General features: G+C 69.8%; 23 protein-coding genes. 7 read left to right on the forward strand and 16 right to left on the reverse strand.

Features of this window, described 5'->3' with window-relative positions; genetic code table 11:
- Nucleotides 1–43 precede the first annotated feature (43 nt).
- Entirely contained in the window at nucleotides 44–448 is a 405-nt protein-coding gene (locus ACK4YQ_RS05865; RefSeq protein ID WP_409609217.1) for a Zn-ribbon domain-containing OB-fold protein, read from the forward strand.
- Between the two features lie 4 nt (nucleotides 449–452).
- Nucleotides 453–1,610, forward strand: a complete 1,158-nt coding sequence (locus ACK4YQ_RS05870; RefSeq protein WP_409609219.1) for a thiolase C-terminal domain-containing protein — start codon at nucleotides 453–455, stop codon at nucleotides 1,608–1,610.
- A 20-nt stretch (nucleotides 1,611–1,630) separates the two neighbouring features.
- On the opposite strand, the gene ACK4YQ_RS05875 is transcribed toward ACK4YQ_RS05870, so the two are convergent.
- The 14 genes from ACK4YQ_RS05875 to ACK4YQ_RS05940 form a co-directional block, all read right to left on the reverse strand.
- Complete coding sequence (locus ACK4YQ_RS05875; protein WP_409609221.1) at nucleotides 1,631–2,104, reverse strand: hypothetical protein; 474 nt, start codon at nucleotides 2,102–2,104, stop codon at nucleotides 1,631–1,633.
- The gene (locus tag ACK4YQ_RS05880; RefSeq protein WP_409609223.1) at nucleotides 2,101–2,673 is read right to left on the reverse strand and encodes a response regulator; all 573 of its coding nucleotides are present in this window, start codon (nucleotides 2,671–2,673) and stop codon (nucleotides 2,101–2,103) included. The genes ACK4YQ_RS05875 and ACK4YQ_RS05880 overlap by 4 nt, the downstream gene beginning before the upstream one ends.
- Nucleotides 2,674–2,709: 36 nt before the next feature.
- Nucleotides 2,710–3,105, reverse strand: a complete 396-nt coding sequence (locus tag ACK4YQ_RS05885) for a hypothetical protein (RefSeq protein WP_409609225.1) — start codon at nucleotides 3,103–3,105, stop codon at nucleotides 2,710–2,712.
- Nucleotides 3,105–3,665 carry a chemotaxis protein CheD gene (locus ACK4YQ_RS05890; RefSeq protein WP_409609227.1) on the reverse strand — a complete coding sequence of 187 codons (561 nt, stop codon included), beginning with the start codon at nucleotides 3,663–3,665 and terminating at the stop codon, nucleotides 3,105–3,107. Before ACK4YQ_RS05890 ends, ACK4YQ_RS05885 begins: the two co-directional genes overlap by 1 nt.
- On the reverse strand, nucleotides 3,662–4,051 hold the full coding sequence (locus ACK4YQ_RS05895; protein WP_409609229.1) for a response regulator: 390 nt from the start codon (nucleotides 4,049–4,051) through the stop codon (nucleotides 3,662–3,664). The genes ACK4YQ_RS05890 and ACK4YQ_RS05895 overlap by 4 nt, the downstream gene beginning before the upstream one ends.
- Complete coding sequence (locus ACK4YQ_RS05900) at nucleotides 4,051–5,094, reverse strand: chemotaxis response regulator protein-glutamate methylesterase (protein WP_409609231.1); 1,044 nt, start codon at nucleotides 5,092–5,094, stop codon at nucleotides 4,051–4,053. The genes ACK4YQ_RS05895 and ACK4YQ_RS05900 overlap by 1 nt, the downstream gene beginning before the upstream one ends.
- On the reverse strand, nucleotides 5,091–5,978 hold the full coding sequence (locus tag ACK4YQ_RS05905) for a CheR family methyltransferase (RefSeq protein ID WP_409609233.1): 888 nt from the start codon (nucleotides 5,976–5,978) through the stop codon (nucleotides 5,091–5,093). The genes ACK4YQ_RS05900 and ACK4YQ_RS05905 overlap by 4 nt, the downstream gene beginning before the upstream one ends.
- Nucleotides 5,975–6,442, reverse strand: a complete 468-nt coding sequence (locus tag ACK4YQ_RS05910; RefSeq protein ID WP_409609235.1) for a chemotaxis protein CheW — start codon at nucleotides 6,440–6,442, stop codon at nucleotides 5,975–5,977. Before ACK4YQ_RS05910 ends, ACK4YQ_RS05905 begins: the two co-directional genes overlap by 4 nt.
- Nucleotides 6,439–8,739, reverse strand: a complete 2,301-nt coding sequence (locus ACK4YQ_RS05915) for a chemotaxis protein CheA (protein ID WP_409609237.1) — start codon at nucleotides 8,737–8,739, stop codon at nucleotides 6,439–6,441. Before ACK4YQ_RS05915 ends, ACK4YQ_RS05910 begins: the two co-directional genes overlap by 4 nt.
- 24 nt (nucleotides 8,740–8,763) lie before the next feature.
- Nucleotides 8,764–9,129 (reverse strand): response regulator, encoded by a 366-nt coding sequence (locus ACK4YQ_RS05920; protein WP_409609239.1) that lies wholly within the window; start codon nucleotides 9,127–9,129, stop codon nucleotides 8,764–8,766.
- A gap of 12 nt (nucleotides 9,130–9,141) precedes the next feature.
- Nucleotides 9,142–9,426 (reverse strand): STAS domain-containing protein, encoded by a 285-nt coding sequence (locus ACK4YQ_RS05925; protein WP_409609241.1) that lies wholly within the window; start codon nucleotides 9,424–9,426, stop codon nucleotides 9,142–9,144.
- Entirely contained in the window at nucleotides 9,426–11,018 is a 1,593-nt protein-coding gene (locus ACK4YQ_RS05930) for a methyl-accepting chemotaxis protein (RefSeq protein WP_409609244.1), read from the reverse strand. Before ACK4YQ_RS05930 ends, ACK4YQ_RS05925 begins: the two co-directional genes overlap by 1 nt.
- 59 nt (nucleotides 11,019–11,077) lie before the next feature.
- Entirely contained in the window at nucleotides 11,078–12,988 is a 1,911-nt protein-coding gene (locus ACK4YQ_RS05935; protein WP_409609246.1) for a methyl-accepting chemotaxis protein, read from the reverse strand.
- 311 nt (nucleotides 12,989–13,299) lie between these two features.
- Entirely contained in the window at nucleotides 13,300–13,725 is a 426-nt protein-coding gene (locus ACK4YQ_RS05940; RefSeq protein ID WP_409609248.1) for an Lrp/AsnC family transcriptional regulator, read from the reverse strand.
- A gap of 128 nt (nucleotides 13,726–13,853) precedes the next feature.
- Between ACK4YQ_RS05940 and ACK4YQ_RS05945 the strand changes: the two genes are divergently transcribed.
- A complete protein-coding gene (locus tag ACK4YQ_RS05945; protein ID WP_409609250.1) occupies nucleotides 13,854–14,954 on the forward strand; it encodes a saccharopine dehydrogenase NADP-binding domain-containing protein in 1,101 nt (366 codons plus the stop codon).
- Nucleotides 14,955–14,967: 13 nt separating this feature from the next.
- Nucleotides 14,968–16,494 carry an aldehyde dehydrogenase family protein gene (locus tag ACK4YQ_RS05950; protein ID WP_409609252.1) on the forward strand — a complete coding sequence of 509 codons (1,527 nt, stop codon included), beginning with the start codon at nucleotides 14,968–14,970 and terminating at the stop codon, nucleotides 16,492–16,494.
- Between the two features lie 16 nt (nucleotides 16,495–16,510).
- On the opposite strand, the gene ACK4YQ_RS05955 is transcribed toward ACK4YQ_RS05950, so the two are convergent.
- Nucleotides 16,511–19,735 (reverse strand): autotransporter domain-containing protein, encoded by a 3,225-nt coding sequence (locus ACK4YQ_RS05955; RefSeq protein ID WP_409609254.1) that lies wholly within the window; start codon nucleotides 19,733–19,735, stop codon nucleotides 16,511–16,513.
- A 199-nt stretch (nucleotides 19,736–19,934) separates the two neighbouring features.
- Here ACK4YQ_RS05955 and ACK4YQ_RS05960 point away from each other — a divergent pair, with 199 nt between their 5' ends.
- Together ACK4YQ_RS05960 and ACK4YQ_RS05965 are read left to right on the forward strand one after the other, a co-directional pair.
- A complete protein-coding gene (locus ACK4YQ_RS05960) occupies nucleotides 19,935–20,666 on the forward strand; it encodes a response regulator (protein WP_409609256.1) in 732 nt (243 codons plus the stop codon).
- Nucleotides 20,663–22,249 (forward strand): ATP-binding protein, encoded by a 1,587-nt coding sequence (locus ACK4YQ_RS05965; RefSeq protein ID WP_409609258.1) that lies wholly within the window; start codon nucleotides 20,663–20,665, stop codon nucleotides 22,247–22,249. Before ACK4YQ_RS05960 ends, ACK4YQ_RS05965 begins: the two co-directional genes overlap by 4 nt.
- On the opposite strand, the gene ACK4YQ_RS05970 is transcribed toward ACK4YQ_RS05965, so the two are convergent.
- Nucleotides 22,246–23,448, reverse strand: a complete 1,203-nt coding sequence (locus ACK4YQ_RS05970; protein WP_409609260.1) for a TetR family transcriptional regulator — start codon at nucleotides 23,446–23,448, stop codon at nucleotides 22,246–22,248. The two genes, ACK4YQ_RS05965 and ACK4YQ_RS05970, sit on opposite strands and share 4 nt — an antisense overlap.
- 212 nt (nucleotides 23,449–23,660) lie before the next feature.
- On the opposite strand from ACK4YQ_RS05970, the gene ACK4YQ_RS05975 reads away from it, so the two are divergent.
- A complete protein-coding gene (locus ACK4YQ_RS05975) occupies nucleotides 23,661–26,519 on the forward strand; it encodes a TonB-dependent receptor (RefSeq protein WP_409609262.1) in 2,859 nt (952 codons plus the stop codon).
- Nucleotides 26,520–26,530: the final 11 nt, after the last annotated feature.

The following is a 26,530-nucleotide window of genomic DNA, read 5'->3' on the forward strand; positions in this document are numbered from 1 at the left end:
CGGGAGACGAGCCCAAGACATTTTCATTGAGGGATGGGATCTGATGCCAAGGATGTTGCCTGAGCCCACGCCGGAGACCCGGCATTTCTGGGAGGGCTGCAAGTCAGGCGAGCTTCGCCTGCAACGCTGCACCGAGTGCAAGCACAGCTATTTTCCGCCGCGCGCCTTCTGCCCCAAGTGCGGCGGCCGCGAGGTCGAGGTCTACGCCGCCAGCGGCAAGGGCAAGCTCTACAGCTATGTCATCAACCACCGTCCGCGTCCCGACATGGGGACCGAGCCGCATTCGATCGCGGTGGTCGAGCTGGCCGAAGGCCCGCGCATGATGACCAACATCGTCGGCTGTCCCCAGACGCCGGAGGCCCTGCAACTCGATATGGACGTGCAGGTCGTCTTTCAGAAGGAAAGCGAAGAGATTTCGCTGCCCCTGTTCGAGCCGGCGAAGGGCTGATCCGATGAAGCAGAAGTCTGTCGCCGTCGTCGGCGCCGCCGAAACCAGCAAGATGGGCAAGATCCCGGACGTGTCCGTGATCGGCCTCCACGCGGACGCCGCGCTCAACGCCATGAAGGACGCGGGCCTGAAGCCCTCGGACATCGACGGGGTGGCCACCGCGGGGATCAGCCCCGTCGAGCTCGCCCACTACCTGGGGATCACCCCCACCTATGCCGACGGCACCAGCGTCGGCGGCTGCTCGTTCATGCTGCACGTGCGCCACGCGGCCGCGGCCATCAACGAGGGCCTGTGCAAGACCGTGCTGATCACCCACGGCGAATCCGGCCGCTCGCGGGTGGGCGCCGGCGGTTTCGGCCGTTCGCCGTCCAGCCTGATGGGTCAGTTCGAGATGCCCTTCGGCGTCACCTCGCCCCCCACCATGTTCACCATCCCGGTGCTTCGCTACATGAAGACCTACGGGGTGACCGAGGAGGACCTGGCGATGGTCTCGGTCATCCAGCGGGAATGGGCGGCCAAGAATCCGCGGGCCTCGTTCAAGGACCCGATCAGCGTCGACGACGTCTTGAACTCGCCGATGATCGCCTGGCCGTTCCGGATGCTGATGTGCTGCCTCGTCACCGACGGCGGCGGAGCCCTGATCCTGACCAGCGCCGAGCGGGCCAAGGACTTCCCGCAGAAGCCGGTCTACATCCTGGGCACCGGGGAAAGCGTGGAAACCCCGATGGTCAGCCAGATGGAGGACTTCACCTCCTCCAAGGCGTTCCGCGTCTCGGGCAAGAAGGCCTTCGAGGAGGCCGGGATCACGCACTCGGACGTCGATCACCTGATGATCTACGACGCCTTCGCCCACCTGCCGCTCTATGGCCTGGAGGACCTCGGCTTCTGCAAGCCGGGCGAGGCCAAGGACTTCATCCGTGAGCGGAACACCGCCCCCCCGAAGGACGGAAAAGGCGGCGGCAAGCTGCCGCTGAACACCAACGGCGGCGGGCTCAGCTACATGCACTCGGGCATGTACGGCATGTACGCCCTGCAGGAGAGCGTGCGTCAGATGCGCGGGATCGCCCCCGCCCAGATCGAAGGCGCCAAGATCAGCGTCGCCCATGGCGTCGGCGGCATGTTCGCCGCCTCCGGCACGGTGATCTTCTCGAACGAGCGCTAGGTCGGCGGAGCCGGGAGCCTTCAGGCTTCCGGCTCTTCCTTTTCGGGCATCTTCACGTAGTCGACGAGGGCCCACAGGCCTTCGAGCACCGACTGGAGCTGGCCGTTCGTCGGGCCCACCGTGCTCCAGATCACCTTCATCGCCTCGGTGCAGACGTTGACCGAGGACCAGTCGACGCGGCCCTGGGTGCGCAGGCGGTCCGACAGTTCGCAAAGGGCGTAGGCGGCTTCCGACAGCGGACGGTCGTCATAGAGGCCGGCCACGTCCAGCACCTCGGTGGAGAGGTCGTAGACCGCGTCCATGCTCGCAGTCTTCTCGCGGCACAGGGTTTCGAGCTTGCCGATGGTGACGCGCACCGCCTGGCGGGCCTTCTCCTCCTCGGCCGAAAGCTCGCGGGCGGCGCGCTCGGACGCCAGCCCTGCGGTCATGCCGCCTTCGCGGGCGATCTGGTCGGTCAGCTTGTAGCGGACCTTGATGAACTGCGCTTCGCTCATAGGCTCACCCGGGTCGGCTTCATCAGCATGTCGATCTCGTCCTGGACCATGTTGGGCTCCTTGGCGACGCCGACCTTTCCGGAAAGGTCGTCCTTGCGCCGGCCCTTCTTGCCAAGCGGCGGGCCCATGTTCTTGAAGCGTCGGTCCGGGCCGACGTAGCTGTCGCAACTGACGATCTGGCGTTCGTCCTTGGCCACCCAGTAGATCCGCTGCAGCAGGACCTCCGGCGTGAAGGGCTTGGCCAGGATGAAGTTCGCGCCGCAGTCGCGGCTCGACTCCACCGTCGCGCGGGCGGCGTGGCCCGTCAGCATGATCACCGGGGTGAAGCGCGCGTCGGGCGGCGCCTCGCGCCGCAGCCAGCGCACGAAGTCATAGCCGCTCATCCCCGGCATGGCGGTGTCGATGATGATCAGGTCCAGCTCTCGGGTCTTGACGATGTTCTGCGCATCGGCGGCGGACATCGACTTGACCTGCCTGTGCACCCCGAACCCGCGGAACATCGCAGCGAGCAGGTCGAGCGCCTGGGGATTGTCGTCCACAAGAAGGACGACCGACCTCTCCAGGTTCATCCGGATGTCCGGAGGGAGGCCGAAGCTGCTCATGGCTCAGAACAGGTCCAACTCGCCGGCCACTTCGGCCGCGATCATCTCGTCGATGGGCGCCTTGTAGACTTCGGTGGCGATCCGATTGGCCAGAGAGGCGAGGGGAATTCGCTCCAGGCCGGCGCCCAGCTTGTAGGCGCCCTCGGTCATCAGGCCGTCTTCGAGCAGACCCCGAATGAAGCTGGCCAGGGCCGACAGGTGCTGGGTCAGGGCGTCGACCGTCTGGGCCTCGCTCATGACCAGCTGCTTGTCGCCCTCGCTCTCCTCGATCAGCCGTGAGACCAGCATCTCGAGCTGGCCGCAGAGCGCGCCGGCGAAGTCCATTTCCCGCGCCAGGGCGGTGAGCAATGCGGGAGAATGCACCATGCTCTCCTGGGCTTCGGCGGCGGCGACCTGCATCAGAACAGCTCCACGGCGCCATCGTCGACGGCCGGCGCCGGCGCGGGCTTGGGCCGCTGGCGAAGGCTGGCGAGATCGGCATGATCGGTGACGGTCTTCTGCTGGGCCCGCCCGGTGGTCGGCCAGAACTGCACCCGGCGAGCCTCCATGCCCCCCAGGCTCGATCCGACCACGGCGATGCCTTCGTCGCGCAGAAACTTCTCGGCGAAGGCGGCGTTGGAGGCGCCCACGTCCGACAGGCCGTCGAACATGCGTGCGCCGCCGAAGAGCTTGGCCTGCAGGCGCTCGCGCTTGGCGCCCAGCCGCAGCAGGTCGTTGATCAGCAGTTCCATGAGGTTCACCCCGTAGCGGCGGCCGGCGTCGGCGCCCTCGGTGCGGCCCTCGGGCAGCAGGAAGTGGTTCATGCCGCCGACGCCGCGCACGGGATCGGTCATGCAGACGGCCACGCAGCTGCCCAGGATGGTGGTGAGCAAGGTGTCCGGATCACCCGAGACGTAGTGCTCCCCCTGCACGACGTGAACCCGATGGTGGGGGCGGTTGGAGATGTTCTCGACCTTCATGTAAGCGGCCCGAAGACCGCTTCGATCTTCTCCTTCAAGGTCTGGGTGGTGAACGGCTTCACCAGGTAGTTGTTGACCCCGAACTGCACGGCCCGCTGCACCAGGTCGCGGTCGGCGCGGCCCGTCAGCATGATGACCGCCGTCTTCGAGATCGGCCCGTGGGCGCGGATGGCGCGCAGGAGACCGAGCCCGTCCAGCTTGGGCATGTTGAAGTCGGTGATCACCAGCTGCGCCGGCTGGGCCAGGAGGGCGCGCAGGGCGTCCTCGCCGTCGGCCACCTCGCGTGTGTTGTTCACGCCGATGGCGTGCAGGCTCGTGCGGACCAGCGAACGCATGGTCTGCTGATCGTCGACGATCAAGGTTTTGATGGCGGAAGCGGCGGGCATCAGACGCTCCTTTGCGGCTCTGTCGCCGCACACAAGTTTAGCATTGCCGCGGCCATGCGAGGCAGCGACGTTTGGGTCTCCACCGCGCCGATCTCGAAGGCGGCCTTGGGCATCCCGTAGACGACGCAGCTCGCCTCGTCCTGGCCCAGGGTGCGCGCCCCTTTCTGGCGCATGGCCAGAAGACCCTTGGCGCCGTCGCGGCCCATGCCGGTGAGGATGACGCCGACGCTGGGGCGGCCCAGCGCGGCCACCGACTCGAACAGCACGTCCACGGACGGGCGGTGCCCGTTCACGGTGTCGCCCTGGCGCAGGCGGCAGATCGGCGCGGTCTTGGAGGCGACCTCCAGGTGGTGCTCGCCGCCGGGCGCCAGATAGATCCGGCCCGGAGCCAGGCGAGCGCCGTCGGTGGCTTCCTCCACGTGGGCGTCGCACACCCGGTCCAGGCGGGCGGCGAAGCTCTTGGTGAACGCCGCAGGCATGTGCTGGGTGATGACGGTCGGCGGACAGTTCTTCGGGAAGGCGGACAGGATCGTCATGAGGGCTTCGACGCCCCCGGTCGACGAGCCGATCGCCAGGATGCACTCGGCGGCGGCCTTGTAGTCGGCGTGGCCGTCGTGCGGCTTGGCCGGTCCCGCGAAGGGCCGCACGTTCGAGCGGGCCGCCATCTTCACCTTCTGGGCGAGATCGGCGAACGCCTCGGCGGCCGTGGCGCCGCCGGAGGGCTTGCCCACGCAGTCCACCGCGCCCAGTTCGAGGGCGGCAAGGGTGGTTTCGGCGCCGGCCTGGGTGAGGGTGGAGACCATCACCACCGGCGTCGGCCGCAGGCGCATGATCTTCTCCAGGAACTCCAGGCCGTTCATGCGCGGCATCTCGACGTCCAGGGTGATGACGTCGGGGTTCAGGCGCTTGATCGCCTCGCGGGCTTCCAGCGGATCGTTGGCGAAGCCCAGCACCTCGATCTCGGGATCCTGGCGCAGAGTCGCGGCGATCAGGCTCCGCATGGTGGCGGAGTCGTCGACGATGAGGACCTTGACCGTCATCATGCCCTCCTGAGCCGATAGGTGGTGAGACCGGAGGTCTCGAACAGGCTCGCCGCCGGGCCCGCAACCCGTTCGGAGTGGCCGATGTAGAGGGTGGCGGGCGGAGACATGACGGACGCAAAGCGTTGCCAGATCCGCTCCTGGGTGGGTTCGTCGAAGTAGATCACAACATTCCGGCAGAAGATGACGTCGAACCGGCCGCGCATGGGCCAGTCGCCGATGAGGTTGAGTTCACGAAAGCTGACGAGCTGGCGCAGGGCCGGCGCCACCGACCAGCGGCCTTCGCCGCCGGGCGCCTTCTCCAGCCACCGCCGGCGCAGGTCCAGCGGGATCGGAGCCACCGCGTCTTCGCGGTAGAGGCCGGCCTTGCCCTCGGCGACCATGTTGGGGTCGATGTCGGTGGCCAGGATGCGCACGTCCAGGTCCGCCGCCTCCGGCAGGGCCGACAGGACGGTGATGGCCATGGAGTAGGGCTCCTGGCCGTTCGAGCACGCCGCCGACCACAGCCGCACCCGTCCGCCGGCGCGGGCCCGGGCCGCCAGTTCCGGCATGATCTGGTCGCGCAGGTGGTCGAAGTGGTGCGGTTCGCGGAAGAAGCGGGTGACGTTGGTGGTGAGCGCGGCGGTCATCGCCTGGCGCTCGTCGACGCCGTCGACCCCGTCGATCAGCCGGCAGTATTCGCGGAAGCTGCGCATGCCCAGGGCGCGCAGGCGCTTGGCCAGCCGCGAGTAGACGAGCGCGGCCTTGCCTTCGTGCAGTGAGATGCCCGCATGGGAGTGCAGGATGTGCGCGATCTTCCGGAAGTCCTCTGCGGTCAGCAGGAACTCGCCGTCCACGAGGCCGTTCTGCGGCCCGCCGTGATGAGGATCGGCCGTCGACGTCGTCATGCGGCTTCGGCTTCCAGTTCAGGCAGGACGTTGTCCAGCGAGATCAGGCTGATCATGCGCCCGTCGATCGCGAACAGGCCCTTCACGAAGGTCCGCACGGTGTCGCACGCCACGTCCGGCGTCGGCTGGACCGCATCGTCCGTCAGGTTGATTATGTCGGACACCGCGTCCACGAGCAGGCCCATGGTCCGCTCGCCGACCTTGACCACCATGATCACATGGCGCGCCGTCGGCTCGGAGGTGGTCAGGCCCAGGCGGGCGCCGAGGTCGATGATCGGCAGGACCGCGCCGCGCAGGTTGATCACGCCCTTCACGAAGGAGGGGGTGCGCGGCAGCGGGGTGGCCGGGGTCCATCCGCGGATCTCCCGCACCGACATGATGTCGACGCAGAATTCCTGATCGCCGATGCGGAAGGCGATGAGCTCGCGCCGGGCGCCGGCGCCGGGGTTCACGAGGTCGTTCATGCTGCAGCCATTCGTTTTTCAGGACGAGCCGACTTGCGGCGGGTGTTGGTGACGAGGGCGTCGACGTCGAGGATCAACGCCACGCGGCCATCGCCGAGGATGGTGGCGGCGGCGACGCCGTCCACCTGTTGGTAGTTGGCCTCCAGGCTCTTGATGACGACCTGGCGTTGACCTTGGATCGCCTCGACCAGGAGGGCGGCCTTGCCGCCGCCTTCGCTCTCCACGAGGATCGCCACCCCGCTGGCCGCGTCGATCGGCGCATCGCGGAAGCCCAGGGAGACGCCCACGTCGATCAGCGGCACGAAGCTGTCGCGGATGCGGATCACCGCGTCCTTGCCGCCGATGTAGTGAACGTCCTCGGTGCGGGGGGTCAGGCTCTCGACGATGTTGCTGAGCGGCGCCACCAGGGTCTGCTCCGAGGCCGACAGCACCATGCCGTCCAGCACCGCCAGGGTCAGCGGCAGGGACATGGTGAACTTCGAGCCTTTGCCGGGCTCGGAGCTGATGGCGATGCGGCCGCCCAGGGCCTGGATCGACCGTTTGACCACGTCCATGCCGACGCCGCGGCCGGAGATGTCGGACACCGTCTCGGCGGTCGAGAAGCCCGGCAGGAAGATCAGGTTGTCGACCTCGTCGTCGGTCAGCACGGCGTCTTCGGCGATCAGGCCCTTGGCGATGGCGATGCCGCGGACGCGTTCGCGGTTGATGCCCTTGCCGTCGTCGCTGACCTCGATGACGATCCGTCCGCCGCGGTGCAGGGCGGCGAGCTTGACCGTGCCTTCCGCCGGCTTGCCGGCGGCCGCGCGCTCATCGGGGCCTTCCAGCCCGTGGTCGATGGCGTTGCGCAGCATGTGCGTGATCGGGTCGCTCAGGCGCTCGATGACGGTCTTGTCGACTTCGGTGTTCTCGCCCTCCATCACCAGACGGGCGCGCTTGCCCGTCATGTCGGCGACTTCGCGCACCAGCCGCGGCATGCGCTGGAACACCGATTTCACCGGCTGGGCGCGGATGGCCATGACGCTGTCCTGAATCTCCCGGGTCAGGAGCTCCAGGTCCTCCAGGCCGAGGGCGACGGCCGAGGAGCGGGCCAGGCCGCTCTCGATCACGCGCTGGGACAGCATGGCCTGCTGAATGACCAGTTCGCCGACGGCGTTGATGAGCCGGTCCACCCGGTCCAGGTCCACGCGGATCGTGGCCTGCGGGGGCGGCGAGCCGCTGGTGGCGGGCGAAGCGGCGGCGGCGGGGGGAGCGGCGGGCGCCGCAGGCGCCGCCTTCTTGGCCGGGGCCGGGGCGGCGGCGGGCTGCTGGGCGGCGGCCTCGACGACCGGGCCGGCTTCCTGCGCGCGGGCGATCAGGGCGGCGACGTCCAGGCCCGCCGCGGCTTCGGCCGCCTTGGCGACGGCTTCCGGCGATTCCGCCTCGGGTTCGGGTTCAGGCTCGGGTTCGGCCGGGGCCGCCTGGGCCTTGGCCAGGATTGCGGCCAAGTCGAGGGCGCCCTCGGCGCCCGCCGCCTCGGCGCCGTCGCAGGTGATCGAGAGTTCGCAGTCGTCCTCGACGAACTCGAAGACCTCGCGGATCGCCTGCTCATCGGCGTCGGTCTGCAGGCGGATGGTCCAGGACAGATAGGCGTGCTCGGCCGACAGCTGGTCCAGCGGCGGCAGTTCGGACTGGTCGAGCTCGACCTCCACCGCGCCCAGCCGCGCCAGTTCGCGCAGCACGAGCCCGGCTTCGTTGGCCTTGGCGTACATCTCCGAGCGGGGCTTGAAGATGATGGTCCAGCTCGGCGTCGCGGCGGGCTCGGCCTCGGCCTCCGGCGCCGCTTCGGCGACGGGGTCTTCCTCGATCGTCAGCGTCAGCGGCGTGAAGTCGATCTCGCCGCCGTCGAGTTCGCCGTCCGCGTCGTCCATGTCGACATCGCCGATCAGGGACTGCAGTTCGGCCAGGATCGGGGCGGAGCGGGATTCCTCCACGGCCCCGCCGGTGCGCGCGGCCTGGACGTGGTCGGCCAGCACGTCGGAGGCGCGCAGCAGGATCTTCGCGACCTCGTCGGTGAAGACCATGTTCCCGGACCGCAGTTCGTCCATCACCGTCTCGAAGACGTGGGCGAACCGGATCAGGTCCTCGAGGCCGAAGGCCCCGGCGCCGCCCTTCACCGAATGCACGGCGCGGAACACGGCGTTGATGGTCTCAGAGTCGTAGTCGCCAGCCTCCATCGCGAGCAGGCCCTGCTCGGCGTCGGTCAGGAGCTCGTCGCACTCCTGGAAGAAGGTGGCCTTGATACTCTCGAGCGGATCCACGGCGTGCTCCGAAGCAGGCGAACGTTAGGCGGCGACGCGGCGAACGGCGTCGATGAGCTTTTCGGGATTGAACGGCTTGACGATCCAGCCCGTGGCGCCGGCCTTGCGGGCGCGGTCCTTCTTCGTCGCGTCGCTCTCGGTGGTGAGCACCAGGATCGGCGTCGCCCGATGCGACGGATTGGCGCGCACGCCCTCGATCACGCCGAAGCCGTCCAGGCGGGGCATGTTGATGTCGGTGATGACCACGTCGGCGCCTTCCGCCTCGAGGACTTCGAGTCCCTCGACGCCGTCGACGGCCTGGATGACGCGGTAGCCGGCCTGGGCGAGCGCCAGGTTCAGCATCTCCCGCATGGTGCGAGAGTCGTCGATGGTGAGTACGGTCTTGGTCACGGATGCCCCCTCTTAGGCCTGGACGTGAACGTCTGGATTGCCGAAGGCCGCCATCTGCTCGACGAAGGCTTCGGAAGGTTGGTCGATGCGCATCGGCAGACCGTCGGCCTCCCACGCAGCGCGGGCGGAAAGCAGCACTTGCAGACAAAGGCCGCCCATGCGGGCGACCTGGGACGCGTCGATCTCGAGCGGGCGGCCGCGCAGCGCCAGCAACTCGGCGCGCAGCGGATCGGCCGCCTGCAGGTCCAGAATGGCCGGCAGGCTGACAGTGGCGGCGGATTGGGCCTCGTCCGTCATCAGAAGTCCTCCCATTCGTCGGATTTCGGGCGGAGCGCCGCGGACTGGCCGCGCGCCCCGACGGTCTTGAGCACCGGCGCGGCCGCGCGAGCGGGCCGGCGCTGCGGCGCCGTCCGGCTGTTGGCGATGCGGAACCGGGCGACGCCCTGGGCCAGCATGTCGGTCTCCTGTTCCAGCGCGTGGCTGGCGGCGGTCGACTGTTCGACCATGGCCGCATTCTGCTGAGTGACCTGATCCATTTCGTTAATGGCGAGGTTCACCTGATGCAGTCCTTCGGCCTGCTCGCGGGCCGAATGGGCGATCTCCGCCACGAGCTGGCTGATCTCGCCGACCTTGCCGACCATCCGCGACAGGGCCTCGCCCGTGCGGCCGACCAGCTCCACGCCCGAGCCGACCTGTTCGGTCGAAGCGGTGATCAGGGTCTTGATCTCCTTGGCCGCCTCGGCCGAGCGCTGGGCCAGCGCCCGCACCTCGGAGGCGACGACGGCGAAGCCGCGGCCGGCTTCGCCCGCCCGCGCCGCCTCGACCCCGGCGTTCAGGGCCAGAAGGTTGGTCTGGAAGGCGATCTCGTCGATCACCCCGATGATCTGGCTGATCTGCTTGGCCGACTGTTCGATCTCGCCCATGGCGGCGACCGCGTCACGGACGATGGCGCCGCTCTCCTCAGCGTCGGCCTTGGCGGCGCGGGCCGCCGCGTCGGCCTGGGTCGCGCCTTCGGTCGCGCGCTTGACCGTGGCGGTGATCTCGTCCAGCGCCGCGGCGGTCTGTTCCAGGCTCGCCGCCTGCTGCTCGGTGCGGCGCGACAAATCGTCCGCGGCCTGCCCGATCTCGCCGGCGCCGGCCCGTATGGCCGCCACATTGGCGTCGATCACCGCGACGGCGTCTTCCAGCTGCGAGATCGCGGCGTTGAAGTCGTCGCGCAACTGGGCGTAGGCCGCCGGGAACGGCTCGGTCAGCCGGAAGCCGAGGTCGCCTGCGGCCAACTGCGCCAGCCCGACTTTCAGCCCCTCAACCACGAGCGTCTGCTCCGCCTGCAGGCGACGGCGCTCGGCCTCGGCGGCCGCACGCTGTTGTTCGGATGTCCTTTGGTAAACGCCCAGCACCACGCTCATGTCGAGCAGGCCGGCCTTGATGAGGGCGCTGACGCCGTCGATCGTCCGCTCGCGCCGCCGGCTCTTGGCGCCCAGGCCCTTGGGCCAGGATTCCTGCAGCACCGCGCGGACCAGCTGCTCGATGATCAGGCCGTAGCCCTCGACGTACCATTGCGGGTCCAGGCCGATGCGCGCATGCGTCTGGCCGATCTTCACCGCGGCGCCGACGTAGCTCTCGTTGTACCGGCCGGTGGTGATCTCCCCCCAGTGCTCGATCTGGCGGCGGCCGGCCGCCTGCATGTGCGCCGGGTCGCTGAAGAACCGACTGGTCTCGGCAAACTTGCCAAGATGATCGTAGAAGCTGGCGATGGCCGCGGGGAGCGCCGCGTCGATGCTGGGTTTCAGATCCGCCAGACGAGAACGCGCCTCGCCGTCCAGCCGCAAAAAATCCAAGTGACGCTGGAGGACGAATTCCTCGTCCCGCGCCGCATTCGCACTCATTACCCCGCCCCCAAATCAACGGCACAGCTTCCCCGCCGCCATTGCTTGGTGATTTGGTTTCAAAATTCTTCCCAACCATCGCTCGCCGGCTCGATCTTGCGCGCCGCGCCACCCGTGCCGGTTGCGCGCATCTGCGGAACCGCGTGACGCGCGGTGGGGCGGGGGGCAGGAACCGCGGATGCGGCCTCGCCGATGCTGAAACGGGCCACCGAACTGCTCAGGCTGTCGGCCTCGGTGTTGAGCCCATGGGCGGCGGCGGAGGTCTCTTCGACCATGGCGGCGTTCTGCTGGGTGACCTGGTCCATCTGGTTCACCGCCGTGTTCACCTCGGCGAGGCCGGAAGCCTGCTCCTGGGCGCTGGCCGTGATCTCGGCGACCAGGGCGTCGATCTCCGCCACCTGGGTGACGATGCGCTGCAGGGCTTCGCCGGTCTTGCCGACCAGATCGACGCCGGCCTCCACCTGCTCGGTCGAGGCGCTGATCAGGGTCTTGATCTCCTTGGCCGCCTCGGCCGAGCGCTGGGCCAGCGCCCGCACCTCGGAGGCGACGACGGCGAAGCCGCGGCCGGCTTCGCCCGCCCGCGCCGCCTCGACCCCCGCGTTCAGGGCCAGAAGGTTGGTCTGGAAGGCGATCTCGTCGATCACCCCGATGATCTGGCTGATCTGGCGCGAGGACTGCTCGATCTCGCTCATCGCCGCGACGGCGTTGGCGACCACCTCGCCGGACGCGTGAGCGTCTCCCCGGGCCGCGACCACGACGCCGGAGGCCTGCTTGGCGCCTTGGGCCGTCTTCTGGACAGTGACGGTGATCTGGTCGAGGGCCGCGGCGGTCTCCTCCAGGCTGGCGGCCTGCTGTTCGGTGCGGCGGGCCAGATTGTCGGAGGCCTGGGTGATCTCACTGATGCCCGAGCGGATGCCCGCCACGTTGCCGACGACCACCTTCATGGCGTCCTGCAACTGGGTCATGGCGGCGTTGAAGTCGTTCTGCAGCTTGACGTAGTCCTCGGGGAAGGCCTCGGTCAGGCGCGCCGTCAGGTCGCCCTGGCTGACCCGCTCGAGGCCGCGGGCGAGGGCTTCCACCACCTTGGCCTGGGCTTCGGCGGCGGCGGCCTTGGCGGCCTCGTTGCGGGCCCGCTCAGCCTCGGCGGCGCGGCGCTGTTCCACCGTCTGGCCTTCCAGCCGCAGCTTGGCGATGGCGGCTTCCTTGAAGACCACCACCGCCGCGGCCATCTCGCCCACCTCGTCGCGACGATTGGCGGCCGGCACCTCCACGTCGTGGTCCCCATCCGCCAGGCGCCGCATGGCTCGGGTCATCATCGACACCGGCCCGGCGATGGCGCGGCTCAGCGCCCAGCCGAGCACCACCGCGATCAGCAGCACCACCGCGACGCCGGACAGCATCACGACATAGGCCTTTCGGGTCGTCGCCTGCTGCATGGCGCTGATGTCGGCGCTTCGCTTGGTCTCAATCTCCACGATCGCGTCCATGGCGTCTTCGGCCGGCGCAATCAGCTCGTCGGCGACGCCGTCGGGACCCACCAGGGCCACGGCCTGGGCATGGGTCGCCGGATCGCTCGCCAGGCGCGCGCCGTCCTCGACGATCGTGGCGAACCACTTGTCGGCGGCCGCTTCGGCTTCGGTCGCCTTGGCGTCCACCACCGGGTCGCCGTTGACATCGCGCAGCGTCTTCAGCCGGGCCTTGAAGTTGGCCCGGTGCTTGTTGGCGCGGTCGATGTAGTAGGGATCGATGCTGAGCAGGTAGCCGCGGAAGCTGTTCTCCTGGCGCGCCAGGAAGAACTTGGCCTCGGTCAAGGCGACCATCGAATCGCGGCTCTGGGCGGTTGCGGCCCGCGCCTCGTCCAGGGCGCGCAGGTTCATCAGGGTCACCGCGCCCATGGCGGCGATCGTGAGGGTGATGGCGGCGAAGCTGATGCCCAGCTTTCGCGAGATCTTCAGGTTGTCGAACATCATGACGGGGCTCCAGGCGCGGCGCGTCCGCGCGCCGCTGACAGGGCAAACAAGGGGTCCCGGCACCAGGGCGCAGCGCGCGCTTCCCACGGGCGCCGCCGCGCCGCCGTTCTAGGCGGCTCGTCGGCGCGGACCTCCCGCCGACGGCTTGTCCAAGGGCTAGGGGGCGCGGCTTGAAAAAAGGGTTACCAAAGGGCTCCCGGCTGACCTAGTCAGCGGATTCTCCGGGATTTTCCCGGATTTCACGGCGCGTCTGCGGCAATCTGGCGCAGACGCGCCGGGCGGTCTCACGAAGGTGATCGCGGTTCAGTCAATCACCGGTCGAACTTGGTCGAAAGTACGATCGAAGAGTTTGTCCGCTCCACCCCGCGGACGGCGCCGATCTCGTCGATGAGGGCGTCCATCCGCTCCACGGAGGAGGCCTCCACGGCGGCGATCATGTCGAAAGGGCCGCTCACCGACTGCAGCCGGCGAACTCCGGTCAGGCGGCGCAGGGCCGCGGTGACGGCCGCCGCCTGCTTCGGCTCGACGGTGAGCATGACGAAGGCGTGGATCTGGCCGCCCTGGGCCGCTTCAGACAGCCGCACCGCGTAGCCGGCGATCACGCCGCTGCGCTCCAGCCGCGCCAGCCGGCTCTGCACCGTGGTCCGCGACAGGCCGAGCGCGCGGGCGAGTTCGGCCACCGGCGCCCGGGCGTTCTCGCGCAGGCGGTCCAGTAGGTGCTGATCGAGATCGTCCATTGCGCATTCCGCCCGAAAAGTTCGTCATAACGACGAAAGGTTCCCTCCATACCGCCGACTTGGCAATTGATTCCGACGCAGAGCCGGCTGAGCCTTGTGCTGCACCGAAGCCAAAGGGAGCCGCGGACATGCGCAAGGTCGCCGTCGTGGGGGCTGGCAAGATCGGATCGACCATCGTCGACCTTCTGGCCGACTCCGGGTCCTACGAGGTCACCGTCCTCGATCAGTCGGACGCCCAGCTCGCCGCGATCCGCGCGCGGCCGGCCGTTCGTCCGCTCGCCGTCGAGATCGACGAGGCCGGTGCGCTGGCCGCGCAGTTGAACGGCCACTTCGCCGTGCTGAACGCCGCGCCCTTCCACCTGACCACCCGGATCGCCCAGGCCGCCGCCGCCGCCGGCGCCCACTACCTGGACCTGACCGAGGACGTGGCTTCCAGCCGGCTGGTGCGCGACCTGGCGCAGGATGGCCGGACAGCCTTCATTCCCCAGTGCGGCCTCGCGCCCGGCTTCATCACCATCGTCGCGGCCGACCTGGCCCGCAGTTTCGACGAGCTGCACGACGTGCGCCTGCGCGTCGGCGCCCTGCCGCGCTATCCGTCGAACGCCCTCAACTACAATCTTACCTGGAGCACCGACGGGGTCATCAACGAGTACTGCGAGCCCTGCGAGGCGATCGTAGACGGCCGCCTGCGCGAAGTTCCGGCCCTGGAAGAGTGCGAGGAGTTCTCCCTCGACGGCGTGACCTACGAGGCGTTCAACACCTCGGGCGGGCTCGGCACGCTCTGCCAGTCGCTGCAGGGCCGGGTGCGCAACCTCAACTACCGCACCATCCGCTATCCGGGCCATGCCTCGATCATGAAGGCGCTGCTCAACGACCTGAACCTCAGGAACCGGCGCGCGCTCCTGAAGGACATCCTGGAGAACGCGGTGCCCGCGACCTTGCAGGACGTGGTGATCGTCTTCGTCACGGTCAGCGGCCTGCGCGGCGGCCGCCTCATGCAGGAGACCTACGTCAACCGCATCTACGGCCAGGTGATCGGCGGCGCTCTGCGCTGCGCGATCCAGGTGACCACCGCCGGCGCCATCTGCGCGGTTCTCGACCTTCTTGCGGAAGGCGCCCTGCCGGCGCGGGGCTTCGTCCGTCAGGAGGACATCGCCCTGGAGAAGTTCCTGAACAACCGCTTCGGCCGGTGCTATGCGCCGGAGGAGCCCGCTCGCCGCATCGCCTGATCCGGAGCCAACGATGACGATCCAGACGCCGATCGCCTCCGCCGCGGCCGAGGCCGCTGCCGTCCTCGACCGCCTGGGGGTCGCGCCCGGCCTGCACGCCGCCGGCGAACGCCCGGTGACCTCGCCGATCACGGGCGAGACGATCGCCATGGTCAAAGACGCCACTCCCGAGGATGTGGCGGCCGCCGTCGAGGCGGCGCAGGCCGCCTTCCTGGCCTGGCGCAAGGTCCCGGCCCCCCGTCGCGGCGAATTCGTGCGCCTCCTCGGCGAGGAACTGCGCGCGGCCAAGGCGGACCTCGCCCGCCTGGTGACCCTGGAAGCCGGCAAGGTCGTCTCCGAAGGCCTCGGCGAGGTTCAGGAGATGATCGACATCTGCGACTACGCCGTGGGCCTGTCGCGCCAGCTCTTCGGCCTGACCATCGCCACCGAACGGCCTGACCATCGCATGATGGAGACCTGGCATCCCCTAGGGGTGGTGGGGGTCATCTCGGCCTTCAACTTCCCCGTGGCCGTCTGGTCCTGGAACGCGGCGCTCGCGCTGGTGTGCGGCGACGCCGTGGTCTGGAAGCCCTCGGAGAAGACGCCTCTGACGGCCTTTGCCGTTCAGGCCGCCGTCGATCGCGCGGCGGCGCGCTTCGGCCCCGAGTTCCCCAGGGGCCTGAGCTGCGTGATCCTCGGCGGACGGCAGGCGGGCGAGGCGCTGGTGGACCATCCGAAGGTCCCGCTGGTGTCCGCCACCGGTTCCACCGCCATGGGCCGCGCGGTGGGGCCGCGCCTTGCACAGCGTTTCGCCCGCGCCCTGCTGGAGCTCGGCGGCAACAACGCCGCGATCGTCGCGCCCACGGCGGACCTGGACCTGACCCTGCGCGCGGTGGCCTTCGCCGCCATGGGCACGGCCGGCCAGCGCTGCACCACCCTTCGCCGCCTGTTCGTGCACGAGGACGTGTACGAGGCCCTGCTGCCGCGGCTGAAGGCCGCCTACGCCTCGGCGAGCGTCGGCGATCCGCGAACGCCCGGCGTCCTTGTGGGCCCGCTGATCGACGCCCAGGCCCAGGAGGCCATGATGTGCGCGCTGGGCGAGGCCCGCGCCGCCGGCGGGCTCGTCTGCGGCGGCGAACCCGTGGGGGATGCAGGCGGCGCGTATGTGCGCCCCGCGCTGGTGGAGATGCCCGGCCAGGCGCCGGTGGTTCTGCGTGAGACCTTCGCCCCGATCCTCTACGTCATGAGGTACCGCGACCTTGGCGAGGCCATCGCGCTGCAGAACGCCGCGCCCCAGGGCCTGTCCTCGGCGATCTTCACCCTCAATATGCGCGAAGCCGAGCGCTTCATCTCCGCCGAGGGGTCCGACTGCGGGATCGCGAACGTCAACCTCGGCCCTTCAGGCGCCGAGATCGGCGGCGCGTTCGGCGGCGAGAAGGAGACCGGCGGCGGCCGAGAAGCCGGTTCGGACAGCTGGAAGGCCTACATGCGCCGGGCCACCAACACCCTGAACTACGGGACGGGCCTTCCGCTGGCGCAGGGCGTGGTGTTCGACATCTGACCGCCGCCCGGTCTGATCAGAAGCGGAAGTGGGCGGCCAGGCGCAGGTCGAACACGGCCAGGTCGTCGCGCATCTCCGCGCCGCCTTCCACGGCGAAGGCGGCGCCGACATCCTCGCCCTTGACGGCCCCGCGGATCACCGGACCCGAGCCGGTCACCTCGTCGGCGAGCAGGGTGAAGTCGTCCGTGCCCGAGACGAAGCGGCCGATGGTCTTGCCGTTCTCGCCGCTGACGGTGCGCCAGCCTGCCTGAACCTCGGGTCCCCACCAGCCGTCGTCGCCGAAGCGGGCGCCGCCCGCCACGCCAAGGAAGCCGTCCAGCCGATGGGAGGTGCGCTCCTCGACCGTCAGGTCGATCGCGTCCCCGCCGCCGGCTTCGGTGTAGCCGTCCTCGCGGAGCCAGAAATAGTCCAGGCTGGCCGTCGGGCGCAGGTAGTAGCGCCCATAGCGCATCTCGTAGCCGGTGGAGAGGCGGCCGGAGAGCGCGGCGCCCGACCACTTGCCCTTGGTGTTGCGGAACAGAATCCGGACATCGTCGCTGTCGTAGACCGCCACGGCGCGCTGGTTGGTGACGCCGACCCAGGAGCCCGCCGCCCGGGCGTTGAGCGCCCAGCCTCCGTTCACCAGCCGCCAGTAGCCTCCGAGCTCGACGGTGTTGACGACCATGGAGTCGCCGGCGACATCGATCTCATTGTCCACCTTGCCGGACGTGCCGGCGAGCGTGGCGCCGACCACGCCGATCGGGAAGCGGCCGGTCTCCGCGCCGGCCACCAGCCCGAGGGTCCAGGCCGTGTAGCCGGGGTCGTCGGCCAGGTCGTCGCGGGCCACGGCGACCGCCGTCTCCTGCAGCCAGAAGCCGCCGGCGTCGGGGCCCTGGCGGTCTTCCACGGCCCGGCTCACCGCCTTGCCGCTGGCGGCGACCAGTTCGGCGACCGCGCCCTGGTGGTCGGGCAGCATCTGATTGTAGACGCCCATGAAGCCGGCGCGGTCGATCTGGGCCAGGAAGGCGTCGCGCACCTCCTCGTCCAGGACCATGGCCGAGACGATGGGGTCGTAGGCGGCGCCGGTGGTTTCGGGCAGGGCGAGTTCGGCCTGTGACTTGCGGTCCAGGTGCAGGTCGATCGTGCCCGCCGCCGTGTCGGCGATCAGCGAGGCGCTGTACAGGTAGGGGATCTCTCCGAGCAGGCTGGAGTCCAGGCCCTCCGAAGTGAGCGCCCCGGCCGTGACCAGAGTGTAGCTCGCCTCGTCCTCCAGGAATGAGCTGAGCTGCACGCCGAGCTTCGCGCCGTCCGCGATGCTCGCCGACCCGGCCACGTCGAGGGCCGTATAGGCGTCGTTTTCGGGATCGATGGTCAGGATCAGGGTCGACTCCGATCCGAGGTTCAGGGTCTCCAGGTCCAGGGCGCCGGTGTTCTCGATCCGCAGGTCGCCGGCCCCGATCGTCAGGGCCAGCGTGCCGGCCGAGGCGGTCACCGCGCCCTCGACGCTGGCGCCGCCGTCGATCACCAGGCTGTTGGCGCCGGCGCCGAAGGCGATGTCGCCGGTCACCGTGCCGTTCAGCACCTGCATGCTGTCGTCGCCCGAGCCGAAGTAGACGTCGCCGACCACGGCCGGCTCGTCCGCATCGTCGACGCCGTCCTCGTCCTCGTCGTCGTCGGCCACGCCGTCGTCGCTGTCGTCGCCGTCGTCGACCCCGGTCTGCACGAAGCTGACGCCGGTGGTGTTGGCCGACAGGTCCATGGCGATGGTGCGTCCGCTCACCGCCTCGTTGTCGGCGTCGGTGTCGTCGTCGTCGCCGTCGTCGTCATCGTCCGTGGGCGAGATGGTCGCGGTGATGAAGCCGGTGTTGCTGATGCTGGTCAGCGTGCCCGAACGATCGAGGATCGCGATGGCGTCGCCCGTCTCGCCCGAAACGCTCGCGGTGATCGAGCCGGCGTTGGCCAGCGAGCCGGCCGTCGCGCCCGATTCGATCAGGATGGCCGCCGCCGTGAAATGATCCTCCGAGATGATCGAGGACGACACCGTGCCTTCGATGGTCATCTGCGGAACCACCGCCCCCGGGTTCGGGTGCAGGCTGATGGCGTCGGCGTCGTAGGCCGAAGCCAGGACGCTGCCGGATACCGACAGGCCGCCGCCCAGATCGACCTTGCCCCCGCCGTCCACGCCGATGCGCAGGGCCTCGGCCGGCACGCCGTCGTAGACGCCGTAGGCGCCGACCACGCCCTTGATCACCAGGCCGTAGGCGTATTCGCCCTCGCCGACGTTCCCGATGCTGATGTCGCGGCCGACCGCGCCGATCTCGATGGCCGGCGCCGCGCCATAGGAGGTGACGTAGGCGGTCCCCTCCTCGTCGTCGTCGACGCCGTCGCCGTCCTCGTCGTCCACGTCCTCGTCGTCGTCGCTGGGCGGGATGTCCAGCAGCACGCCGCCCTGCACGTCGCCGCTGATGGTCAGCGCCGCGCCGCCCTGCAGCAGGTCGTCCGAGTCCAGGGCCTCGAGCACGTCCTCGTCCGAGGAGCGCGACGTCGAGCGGTAGCCCGTGGAGGTGATGCTGCCCTGGATGGTGACGGTCCCGCCGACGAGGCCCTGCAGGTCGACCCCCTGGGCGTCCTCGCCCACGGCGCTGATCGTGCCGGTCAGGCTCACGTCGCCGGTCACCGTGCCGGTGGCGCGCAGGCCGACCGAACGGTCGCCCGTGACCGCGATGGTGCCGGAGGAATCGATGGCTCCGGACAGGTCGGTCTCGGTGGAGACGCCCGCGGAGTCCTCGCCTTCCACCGTGATCGAGCCAGAGTTGACGATCGACCCGTTGAACGGCTCGTCGCCCGTGATCCGGATGCCGTAGCGATTGGCGCCCGTGGCGAAGGGGCCGTCGTAGTCACCGTCCTCGTCCGTGTCCTCGATGTCGGTGGTCTCGTCGATGACGATGGCCCCGGAGTTGGTGATGGGTCCGGTGCGGCCGCCCTGGGCGGACACGCCCACCGCGCCGTCGGCGTCCTCGATGGTGATCGTGCCCGCGTTGACCACCGCATTGTCGCTGTCGAGGGTGACCGCCACGCCGCCGTCCAGGGTGATGGAGCCGTCGGATGTGATGGTCACGTCGTCGGCCGCGCCGTCCGCGGCGGTGGAGGTGGCGACCGCGGTTGTGCGCGCGCTGGTGATCTGGGTCTCCGCACTGGCCTCGGCGGCGATCAGCAGGGACGACAGGCCGAGCAGGGCGGGTTTCAAGGGGGGGCGCCGCATCAAGGGACCTCGTTCGCAAGGGGGTCCTTGGTCGAGGCGGCGTATTGCTCGTGTTTTGCCGGGGCGTGGGGTCAGGCGCCGGCTTTCGCGGCGCTGTGTTACATCGCCGCATGTTGCACCGGCGAAATGTAACAGACACTTGCGGCAAGCCTACGATCCGGAAACGCCCGGGCCAATCACGCCTGAGATGGAGGCGTCCATGGACACACAGAGGCTATCCACCCCAGGCGCCGGCTCGGTGCTGGTCGTCGACGACGATCCCCGCATCCGCGACCTGCTCAGCGACTTCCTGAAGACCCACGGCTTCCATGTGCGCACCGCCGTCGGCGCGGCGGCCATGGACCGCGTCCTGGCCGAGGAGCCGGGCATCGAGGTGGTGATCCTCGACGTCATGATGCCGGGCGAGGACGGCCTCAGCGTCTGCCGTCGCCTGGCGGACCGCAACGGGCCGGCGATCATCATGCACAGCGCCATGGGCGAGGAGACGGACCGGGTGGTCGGCCTCGAACTGGGGGCCGACGCCTACCTGGCCAAGCCCTGCAGTCCGCGCGAGCTGCTGGCCCAGGTGCGCGCCGTGCTGCGCCGCCAGCGGGAGCCGGCCCTGTCTCGCTCCCCGTCCCATGCGCCCTACACCTTCGAGGGCTGGCGGCTCGACCCGATCAGCCGCAGCCTCACCGCCCCGGACCAGGTGGTGATTCCGTTGGCCAATCGCGAATTCATGCTGCTCAAGACCTTCCTCGACCAGCCCCAGGTCGTGCTGTCGCGCGAGCAACTGGCCGAAGCCATGCAGGGCACCGGCGACGCCGACGGCCGCTCGATCGACGTGCAGATCAGCCGCGTGCGCCGCAAGCTGGGCGACGGGTCGGAGAGCCTGATCCGCACCTTCCGCAAGGCGGGCTACATGTTCATGCCCAAGGTCGTGCGCGGGTGAAGCTTCGCCCGCCGTTCTGGCGCAGGGGTGCAGTCAGCCTCTTCGTCCAGGTGCTGGCGATGCTGCTCGCCCTGGTGGTGATCGTGCAGGTCGCCAACGCGGCGTTGCTGCTCCTGCTGCCCCCGCCGCGCCCGGAGATCTACCGGCTGGACGACGTGGTCCAGGTGCTGAAGGGCGACAGCTCGGCCAAGGCCCTGGAGACGATGAAGGTGGAGGTGCGCTCGCGCGCGCCGCAGACGAGCGGCATCCAGGCCGCCCAGCGCTTCGAGACGCCTCTCGACCGTGGCGTCCAGGCCGCCCAGCGCTTCGAGACGCCCCTCGACCGGGCGGCGGTCGAGGCGCTCGCCGAACGCCTCGGCGTGCCGACCAACCATATCCAGCTCGAAACGGCGCGGTCCCTGCCTTTCATCTTCCGGATGACCCGCCGCGCCCGCGAGTCCCGCGGCCCGATCGAGGGCGAACCGCCGCCGCCGCAGGATCGCCTGTTCATGCCCGCCAGGCCGCCGCCGGAGCAGGGCTTCGCCGCACCGCGCGAGATCGTCGGCACGGTGACCGGGCCGGGTGGGCGCGGCCTGGCGGTGGTGGGCGCGGGGGCGGGCCCCCGCACCGTGGCCTTCGCCGGCGATCCGCCGCTCATCGCGCCCTTCAAGGTCGGCCTGATGCAGGCCGACGGCAGCTGGCTGGTGGTGCAGAGCCGCGAACCTTTCCCCACGCCCTGGCAGCAGCGCATTCTTCTGTGGCTGGCGATCACGGCCTCGCTGTGCGTGCCGCTCGCGTGGATCTACGCCCGCTGGCTGGCCGCGCCCATCCGCCGGTTCGCCGAGGCCGCCGACCGGCTCGGCGGCGATCCCAGCGCCTCCGAGCTTGAGATCTCCGGGCCGGCGGAGGTGCGCATGGCGGGCGAGGCGTTCAACCGCATGCAGGAGCGCCTGCAGCGCTATATCGAGAACCGCACGACCCTGGTGGGCGCGGTGGCCCACGACCTGCGCACGCCGCTCGCCAGGATGCGTTTCCTGCTGGAGACGCCGACGGAGGACCTGCGCCTGCGCCTGGCGAGGGAGATCGAGGAGATGGACGCCATGGTCGGCGCCACCATGGCGTTCGTGCGCGACTCCACGACCAAGGCCGTGCGCGTGGACCTGGACCTGCCGTCCCTCCTGGAGAGCCTCGTCGACGACGCGGCCGAGGAGGGGCACCAGGTCCGCACGGGCGACCTCGGCGACGCGGTGGTGCACGGCGACCCGATCGGGCTGAAGCGCCTGTTCGACAATCTCATCCGCAACGGCGTCAAGTTCGCCACGGAAGTCACGGTCGAGCTGCGCCGGGAAGGCGGCGAGGCCGTCGTCGAGGTGATCGACAACGGCCCGGGCCTGCCCAGCCACGACCTGGAGCGGGTGTTCGAGCCGTTCTATCGGGGCGAGGCCTCGCGCAACCGCGAGACCGGCGGCATGGGCCTCGGTCTGGCGGTCGTCCGATCCATCGCCCGTGCGCACGGCGGAGACGCGGTGATGATCAACCGTCCGTCGGGAGGACTGATCTGCCGCGTCCGGCTGCCCCTGCGGGCGTCGGCGAAGGGTCTCTAGGCTCCCACCCCGAAAATCACGCGCAGTTGCTGGCGGCCCGCCGCGCGCAGCGCCTCGGCGCGGTCCCCTGCGGGCAGCACCCACAGTCGGCGCAGCACCGCCGACATGCTCGTGGACCAGATGAACGCGTCCAGGGCGTCGGCGCTGGCGGCCCCGTGGCCATGCAGGATCGGCAGCGAGGTCGCTCCCCGGGTCGAGAGCAGGTCCCGGGCCAGGAGCTGCAGGCCGGGGTCGCGGGCCGCGGCCCGGTGCAGCGCCTCCATGGCCCGGACGCTCCAGGCGATCGGACTGTCGGCGTCGACGATGCCAGGCGGGCTCAGGCCCTCCTCGCCCTGGGCGAAGTCCTCCAGCACCTGCGCCCGAACGCGCCGATGCAGCTCGTTGAAGGCCGCGTGCAGCAGCTCGCTCTTGGTGCGGAAGAAATAGGTCGTCGCGGCCAGGGAGACGCCGGCGGCCGTGGCCACGTCGCGCTGGGTCAGCCGGTCGACGCCTTTCTCGGCGACCACGCGCAGCGCCGCGTCGAGGATCTTGCGCGCGCCCTCCGCTTCGGGGGCCTGGGCCAGGCGCGATCCCGCGTCGAGGCCCGGCGCGACCGGCGGCCCCACCTCCCGTCCACGCAGGCGCGCGTCAAGGCGCACGGCGGCGTCGAACACCCAGCTCAGGCGGCGGTGAGGCTCCGGCTCCGGCGTCAGCGCGGAGGCGAGGCCTTCGGCGAGGTTGGCCCAGGCCTCCGCGGCCGCAGGTTCGGCGCCGGTGCGGCGCGCGCCCTCGACCCAGAAGCGGTGCATGTCGGCGATCTCGTCCGCGGCGGCCTTGCGCAGGACGTCGTCGCCCAGTTCTCCCTCGGCCTCGAGCTCCCATTGCAGGGCCAGATGCGTGCGGCGCGAGGCGAGGAGGTGCTCGATTCTCGCGGTGGCCCAGGCCGACGTCGACAGCCAGGCCGGCTGCGGCGCCGAGAGCGCGTCCGACTGGCCGGCGCGCCAGGCCTCCAGCGCGGCCAGGGTCCGGGACTGCACTTCGCGGACCAGCCGGGCCCGGCCGCCGAAGTGGTAGGTCATCGCCGAGGGGGCGAAGCCGGAGTGGTCGGCGAGAGACCGGGCGCTCAGGGCGCCCAGTCCGCGCTCCAGGCAGAGTTCGAGCGCGGCTTCGGCCAGCCGCTCGGCCGGATGAGCTCGGGAATCGTCCGGGGCGTTGGTCATGGGTCCTGTTTGGTCCGGTCCGTCCGATCTGGCAACGATGTACAAACGTATCAAACCGGCGTGGGTGTCGGCCCTCCCCGTGCGTGGAAAGCGCGCGAAGCCCCACGTATGACGTCGATATGACGGTTCATACTCCAAAAGTTCTTGGAAGCTTCATGCTGTACAATCGTACCAAATGTTAGGGACGCCCCGCGTTTCGACGAGGGGGTCTCATGTTCCGTCATCTCATTCCGGCCGCGAAGGCCCTGCTCCTGGCCACGGCGGCCGCCGCGCCGCTGGCCGCGCCCGCCGCGGCGCAGACCATCGAGACCGCAGCGGCCGCGAGCGTGCGCGGCCGGGTCGTCGACGCCTCCGGCGCCTACCTCGCCGCCGCCCGTGTCCGGGTCCCTGCGCTGGGCCTCGCGGTGGTGACCGACCGCGAGGGCGTGTTCAGCCTGAACCTGCCCGCCGGCCGCCACGAGCTGCTGATCAGCTATCCGGGCCACGCCGACCGCCGCATTTCGGTGATCGCGCCGCAGGCGCAACTGGAGACGGTGACCCTGTCGATGGCCGGCGCCGAGGAGGTCTCCGAGCTGGTCGTCACCGCCAGCCCCATCGTGGCCTCCCAGGCCGCCGCCATCGCCCAGCAGCGGGCGGCGGACAATATCGTCAGCATCGTCGCCGCCGACGCCATCGGCCGCTTCCCCGACCAGTCGGCCGCCGCCGCCCTGTCGCGCGTCCCTGGCGTGGCCATCGAGCGCGACCAGGGCCAGGAGCGGTACGTCCAGCTCCGCGGCGCGCCCGAGCGGTGGACCGTCGTGGCCGTGGACGGAATGAACGTGCTGGGGGCCGAGGAGCGGGTGTTCCGCTTCGACTCCGTGCCCGCCGTGGTCATCCAGACCCTGGAGATCAACAAGACCCTCACGCCCGACCAGCCCGCCGAGGCCCTGGCGGGGCGCATCAACATCGTCACCGCCTCGCCCTTCGACCAGAAGGGCTTCCACGTCTCCGGCGACGCCGGCTACGGCGAGATGGAGCTGGGCGGCGGGCCCCAGCGGCAGTTCTCCGGCCGGGTGTCCTGGTCGGGCGAGCACGTCGGCGTCACCGCCGCCCTGGCCCACTATCGCCGCAACCAGACCACCGACAACCGCGAGATCAACTGGACCCGCGACGGGAACAGCGACACGCCCGACGACTTCAGCTTCCGCTCCTACAGCCTGGAGCGGGAGAACAACGCCGGCCAACTCCGGATCGAGTACCGGCCCGACCGCGGCGGCAGGATCTTCTTCGACAGCCTCTATTCGGAGTTCATCGACCGCGAGCAGCGCAACCAGTACGACTTTCAGCTCTCGCGCGCCCTCACCCAGTCGCCCGCCAACCGCGGCGCCGATTCCGGCTTCGTGGACGGCGCCGGCTACACCGCGACTTGGGAATACGGCCGCTACTACGACGACACCTTCACCAACACCCTGGGCGGCGATCATCCCGACGTGATGGGGTTCGACGTGTCCTGGCGGCTGAACTACACCCACACCGACTCCGGCGCCTACCTGCCGCTGATCCAGCAGAACTTCCTGCTGCCGACGGGCCGCCTCTCGCTCGTCTACACCAACGCCACCAGCGGCGTTCCGAACCTGCAGCTCTACAGCTCGGTCCCGGGGGCGACCTTCACCCGCGGCGCCGCCCTGAGCGCCCTGCCGCAGACGGGCTCGGCCGCCGACGTCTTCATCCCGATCATCTATGAGACCAATACGGACTCCTGGACCGGCCAGGTGGACGTCGCCCGCGACTGGACCTCGTTCGGCGCGGCGTCGCAGTTCAAGGGCGGGCTGAAGCTCGACCGGCGCAAGGCCAACGGCAACACCTTCTCTGGGCTGCCGGGCTCGGTGCCGAACCTGACCACCATCTCGCGCACCCTCGGCACGAGCTGGAGCGTGACGCCCCGCATCACGACCGGCCAGTGGCGAAGCGACTTCCAGCGCGGCTGGGCGGTCTACGAGGTCGACAACATCGGCCTGCGCGACGACCTCGACGTGCTGATGGACAAGGCCGTAGCCGCGGGCCTCTTCGACCCCTCCACGGTGGTCACCCCGCAGGATCGCTTCTCGGTCACCGAAGACATCTGGTCCGCATACGGACAGAACAAGTGGACCTCCGGACCCTGGGAGATCCTCGCCGGCGTGCGCGTCGAGAGCGTGAAGGTGAAGAGCGCCGGGGCCCTGGTGGCCGGCGCGACCGCTACGCCCCTGGTGGTCGAGCAGGACTACACCGACATCTTCCCGTCCGTGCACGTGAACTATGACGTCACCGAGGACGTGAAGGCGCGCGTGGCCCTGATCCGCGGCGTCGCCCGGCCCTCCTTCGGCGAGATCCGCACCGGGGTGTCGGTCAACGACGTGGCTGAGACCATCACTGGCGGCAACCCGACGCTCGAGCCGGAACGCGCCTGGGGCCTGGACGCGGCGCTGGAGTGGTACCTGCCCGGCGCCGGCCTGGCGTCGGTCTCGGCCTTCTACCGCAAGGTCGACGACGTCATTTTCGACGCCACCACGCTGATCGCCGACGACACCTACGACACCACGGGCTTCGACCGCACGGGCTATGAGTTCACCACGACGCTGAACGGCTCGGACGGCAAGATGTCAGGGGTCGAGTTCGCCTACCTGCAGCAGTGGCGCTTCCTGCCGGCGCCGTTCGACGGCTTCGGCTTCCAGGGCAACGTCACCTTCCTCGACGGCGACTTCAAGACGCCGGGCGGCGCGACGTCCAAGTATCCGGGCCTCTCGGACACCATCCTCAACGCCTCGATCTTCTATGAGAACTACGGCGTCTCGGCGCGGCTGTCCTATCAGTGGCGCGACGCCTGGCTCGACGAGCCGAGCGTGGATGCGACCGACGAGACCTACTGGGCGGCCACCGAACAGCTCGACCTGTCGCTCCGCTACCAGGTGCGCGACGGCCTGACGGTCTATTTCGACGCCAACAACCTCACCGACGAGATCGGCCAGCGCTACCAGGGCAAGGAGTCGCGGCCGATCGAGACCGAAGGCGTGGGCCGCCGCTTCATGGCCGGCGTCCGCTTCAACTTCTGAGGAGACAGGGT

The sequence above is a fragment of the Phenylobacterium sp. genome (genome assembly GCF_046291545.1).
Taxonomy (GTDB): Bacteria; Pseudomonadota; Alphaproteobacteria; order Caulobacterales; family Caulobacteraceae; genus Phenylobacterium.

Excerpts from the sequence above, each read along its gene's own strand:
- ACK4YQ_RS05865 (WP_409609217.1), top strand. The coding sequence starts at position 44 with ATGCCAAGGATGTTGCCTGAGCCCACGCCGGAGACCCGGCATTTCTGG.
- ACK4YQ_RS05870 (WP_409609219.1), top strand. The coding sequence starts at position 453 with ATGAAGCAGAAGTCTGTCGCCGTCGTCGGCGCCGCCGAAACCAGCAAG.
- ACK4YQ_RS05875 (WP_409609221.1), bottom strand. The coding sequence starts at position 2,104 with ATGAGCGAAGCGCAGTTCATCAAGGTCCGCTACAAGCTGACCGACCAG.
- ACK4YQ_RS05880 (WP_409609223.1), bottom strand. The coding sequence starts at position 2,673 with ATGAACCTGGAGAGGTCGGTCGTCCTTCTTGTGGACGACAATCCCCAG.
- ACK4YQ_RS05885 (WP_409609225.1), bottom strand. The coding sequence starts at position 3,105 with ATGCAGGTCGCCGCCGCCGAAGCCCAGGAGAGCATGGTGCATTCTCCC.
- ACK4YQ_RS05890 (WP_409609227.1), bottom strand. The coding sequence starts at position 3,665 with ATGAAGGTCGAGAACATCTCCAACCGCCCCCACCATCGGGTTCACGTC.
- ACK4YQ_RS05895 (WP_409609229.1), bottom strand. The coding sequence starts at position 4,051 with ATGCCCGCCGCTTCCGCCATCAAAACCTTGATCGTCGACGATCAGCAG.
- ACK4YQ_RS05900 (WP_409609231.1), bottom strand. The coding sequence starts at position 5,094 with ATGATGACGGTCAAGGTCCTCATCGTCGACGACTCCGCCACCATGCGG.
- ACK4YQ_RS05905 (WP_409609233.1), bottom strand. The coding sequence starts at position 5,978 with ATGACGACGTCGACGGCCGATCCTCATCACGGCGGGCCGCAGAACGGC.
- ACK4YQ_RS05910 (WP_409609235.1), bottom strand. The coding sequence starts at position 6,442 with ATGAACGACCTCGTGAACCCCGGCGCCGGCGCCCGGCGCGAGCTCATC.
- ACK4YQ_RS05925 (WP_409609241.1), bottom strand. The coding sequence starts at position 9,426 with ATGACGGACGAGGCCCAATCCGCCGCCACTGTCAGCCTGCCGGCCATT.
- ACK4YQ_RS05930 (WP_409609244.1), bottom strand. The coding sequence starts at position 11,018 with ATGAGTGCGAATGCGGCGCGGGACGAGGAATTCGTCCTCCAGCGTCAC.
- ACK4YQ_RS05935 (WP_409609246.1), bottom strand. The coding sequence starts at position 12,988 with ATGATGTTCGACAACCTGAAGATCTCGCGAAAGCTGGGCATCAGCTTC.
- ACK4YQ_RS05940 (WP_409609248.1), bottom strand. The coding sequence starts at position 13,725 with ATGGACGATCTCGATCAGCACCTACTGGACCGCCTGCGCGAGAACGCC.
- ACK4YQ_RS05945 (WP_409609250.1), top strand. The coding sequence starts at position 13,854 with ATGCGCAAGGTCGCCGTCGTGGGGGCTGGCAAGATCGGATCGACCATC.
- ACK4YQ_RS05950 (WP_409609252.1), top strand. The coding sequence starts at position 14,968 with ATGACGATCCAGACGCCGATCGCCTCCGCCGCGGCCGAGGCCGCTGCC.
- ACK4YQ_RS05955 (WP_409609254.1), bottom strand. The coding sequence starts at position 19,735 with ATGCGGCGCCCCCCCTTGAAACCCGCCCTGCTCGGCCTGTCGTCCCTG.
- ACK4YQ_RS05960 (WP_409609256.1), top strand. The coding sequence starts at position 19,935 with ATGGACACACAGAGGCTATCCACCCCAGGCGCCGGCTCGGTGCTGGTC.
- ACK4YQ_RS05970 (WP_409609260.1), bottom strand. The coding sequence starts at position 23,448 with ATGACCAACGCCCCGGACGATTCCCGAGCTCATCCGGCCGAGCGGCTG.
- ACK4YQ_RS05975 (WP_409609262.1), top strand. The coding sequence starts at position 23,661 with ATGTTCCGTCATCTCATTCCGGCCGCGAAGGCCCTGCTCCTGGCCACG.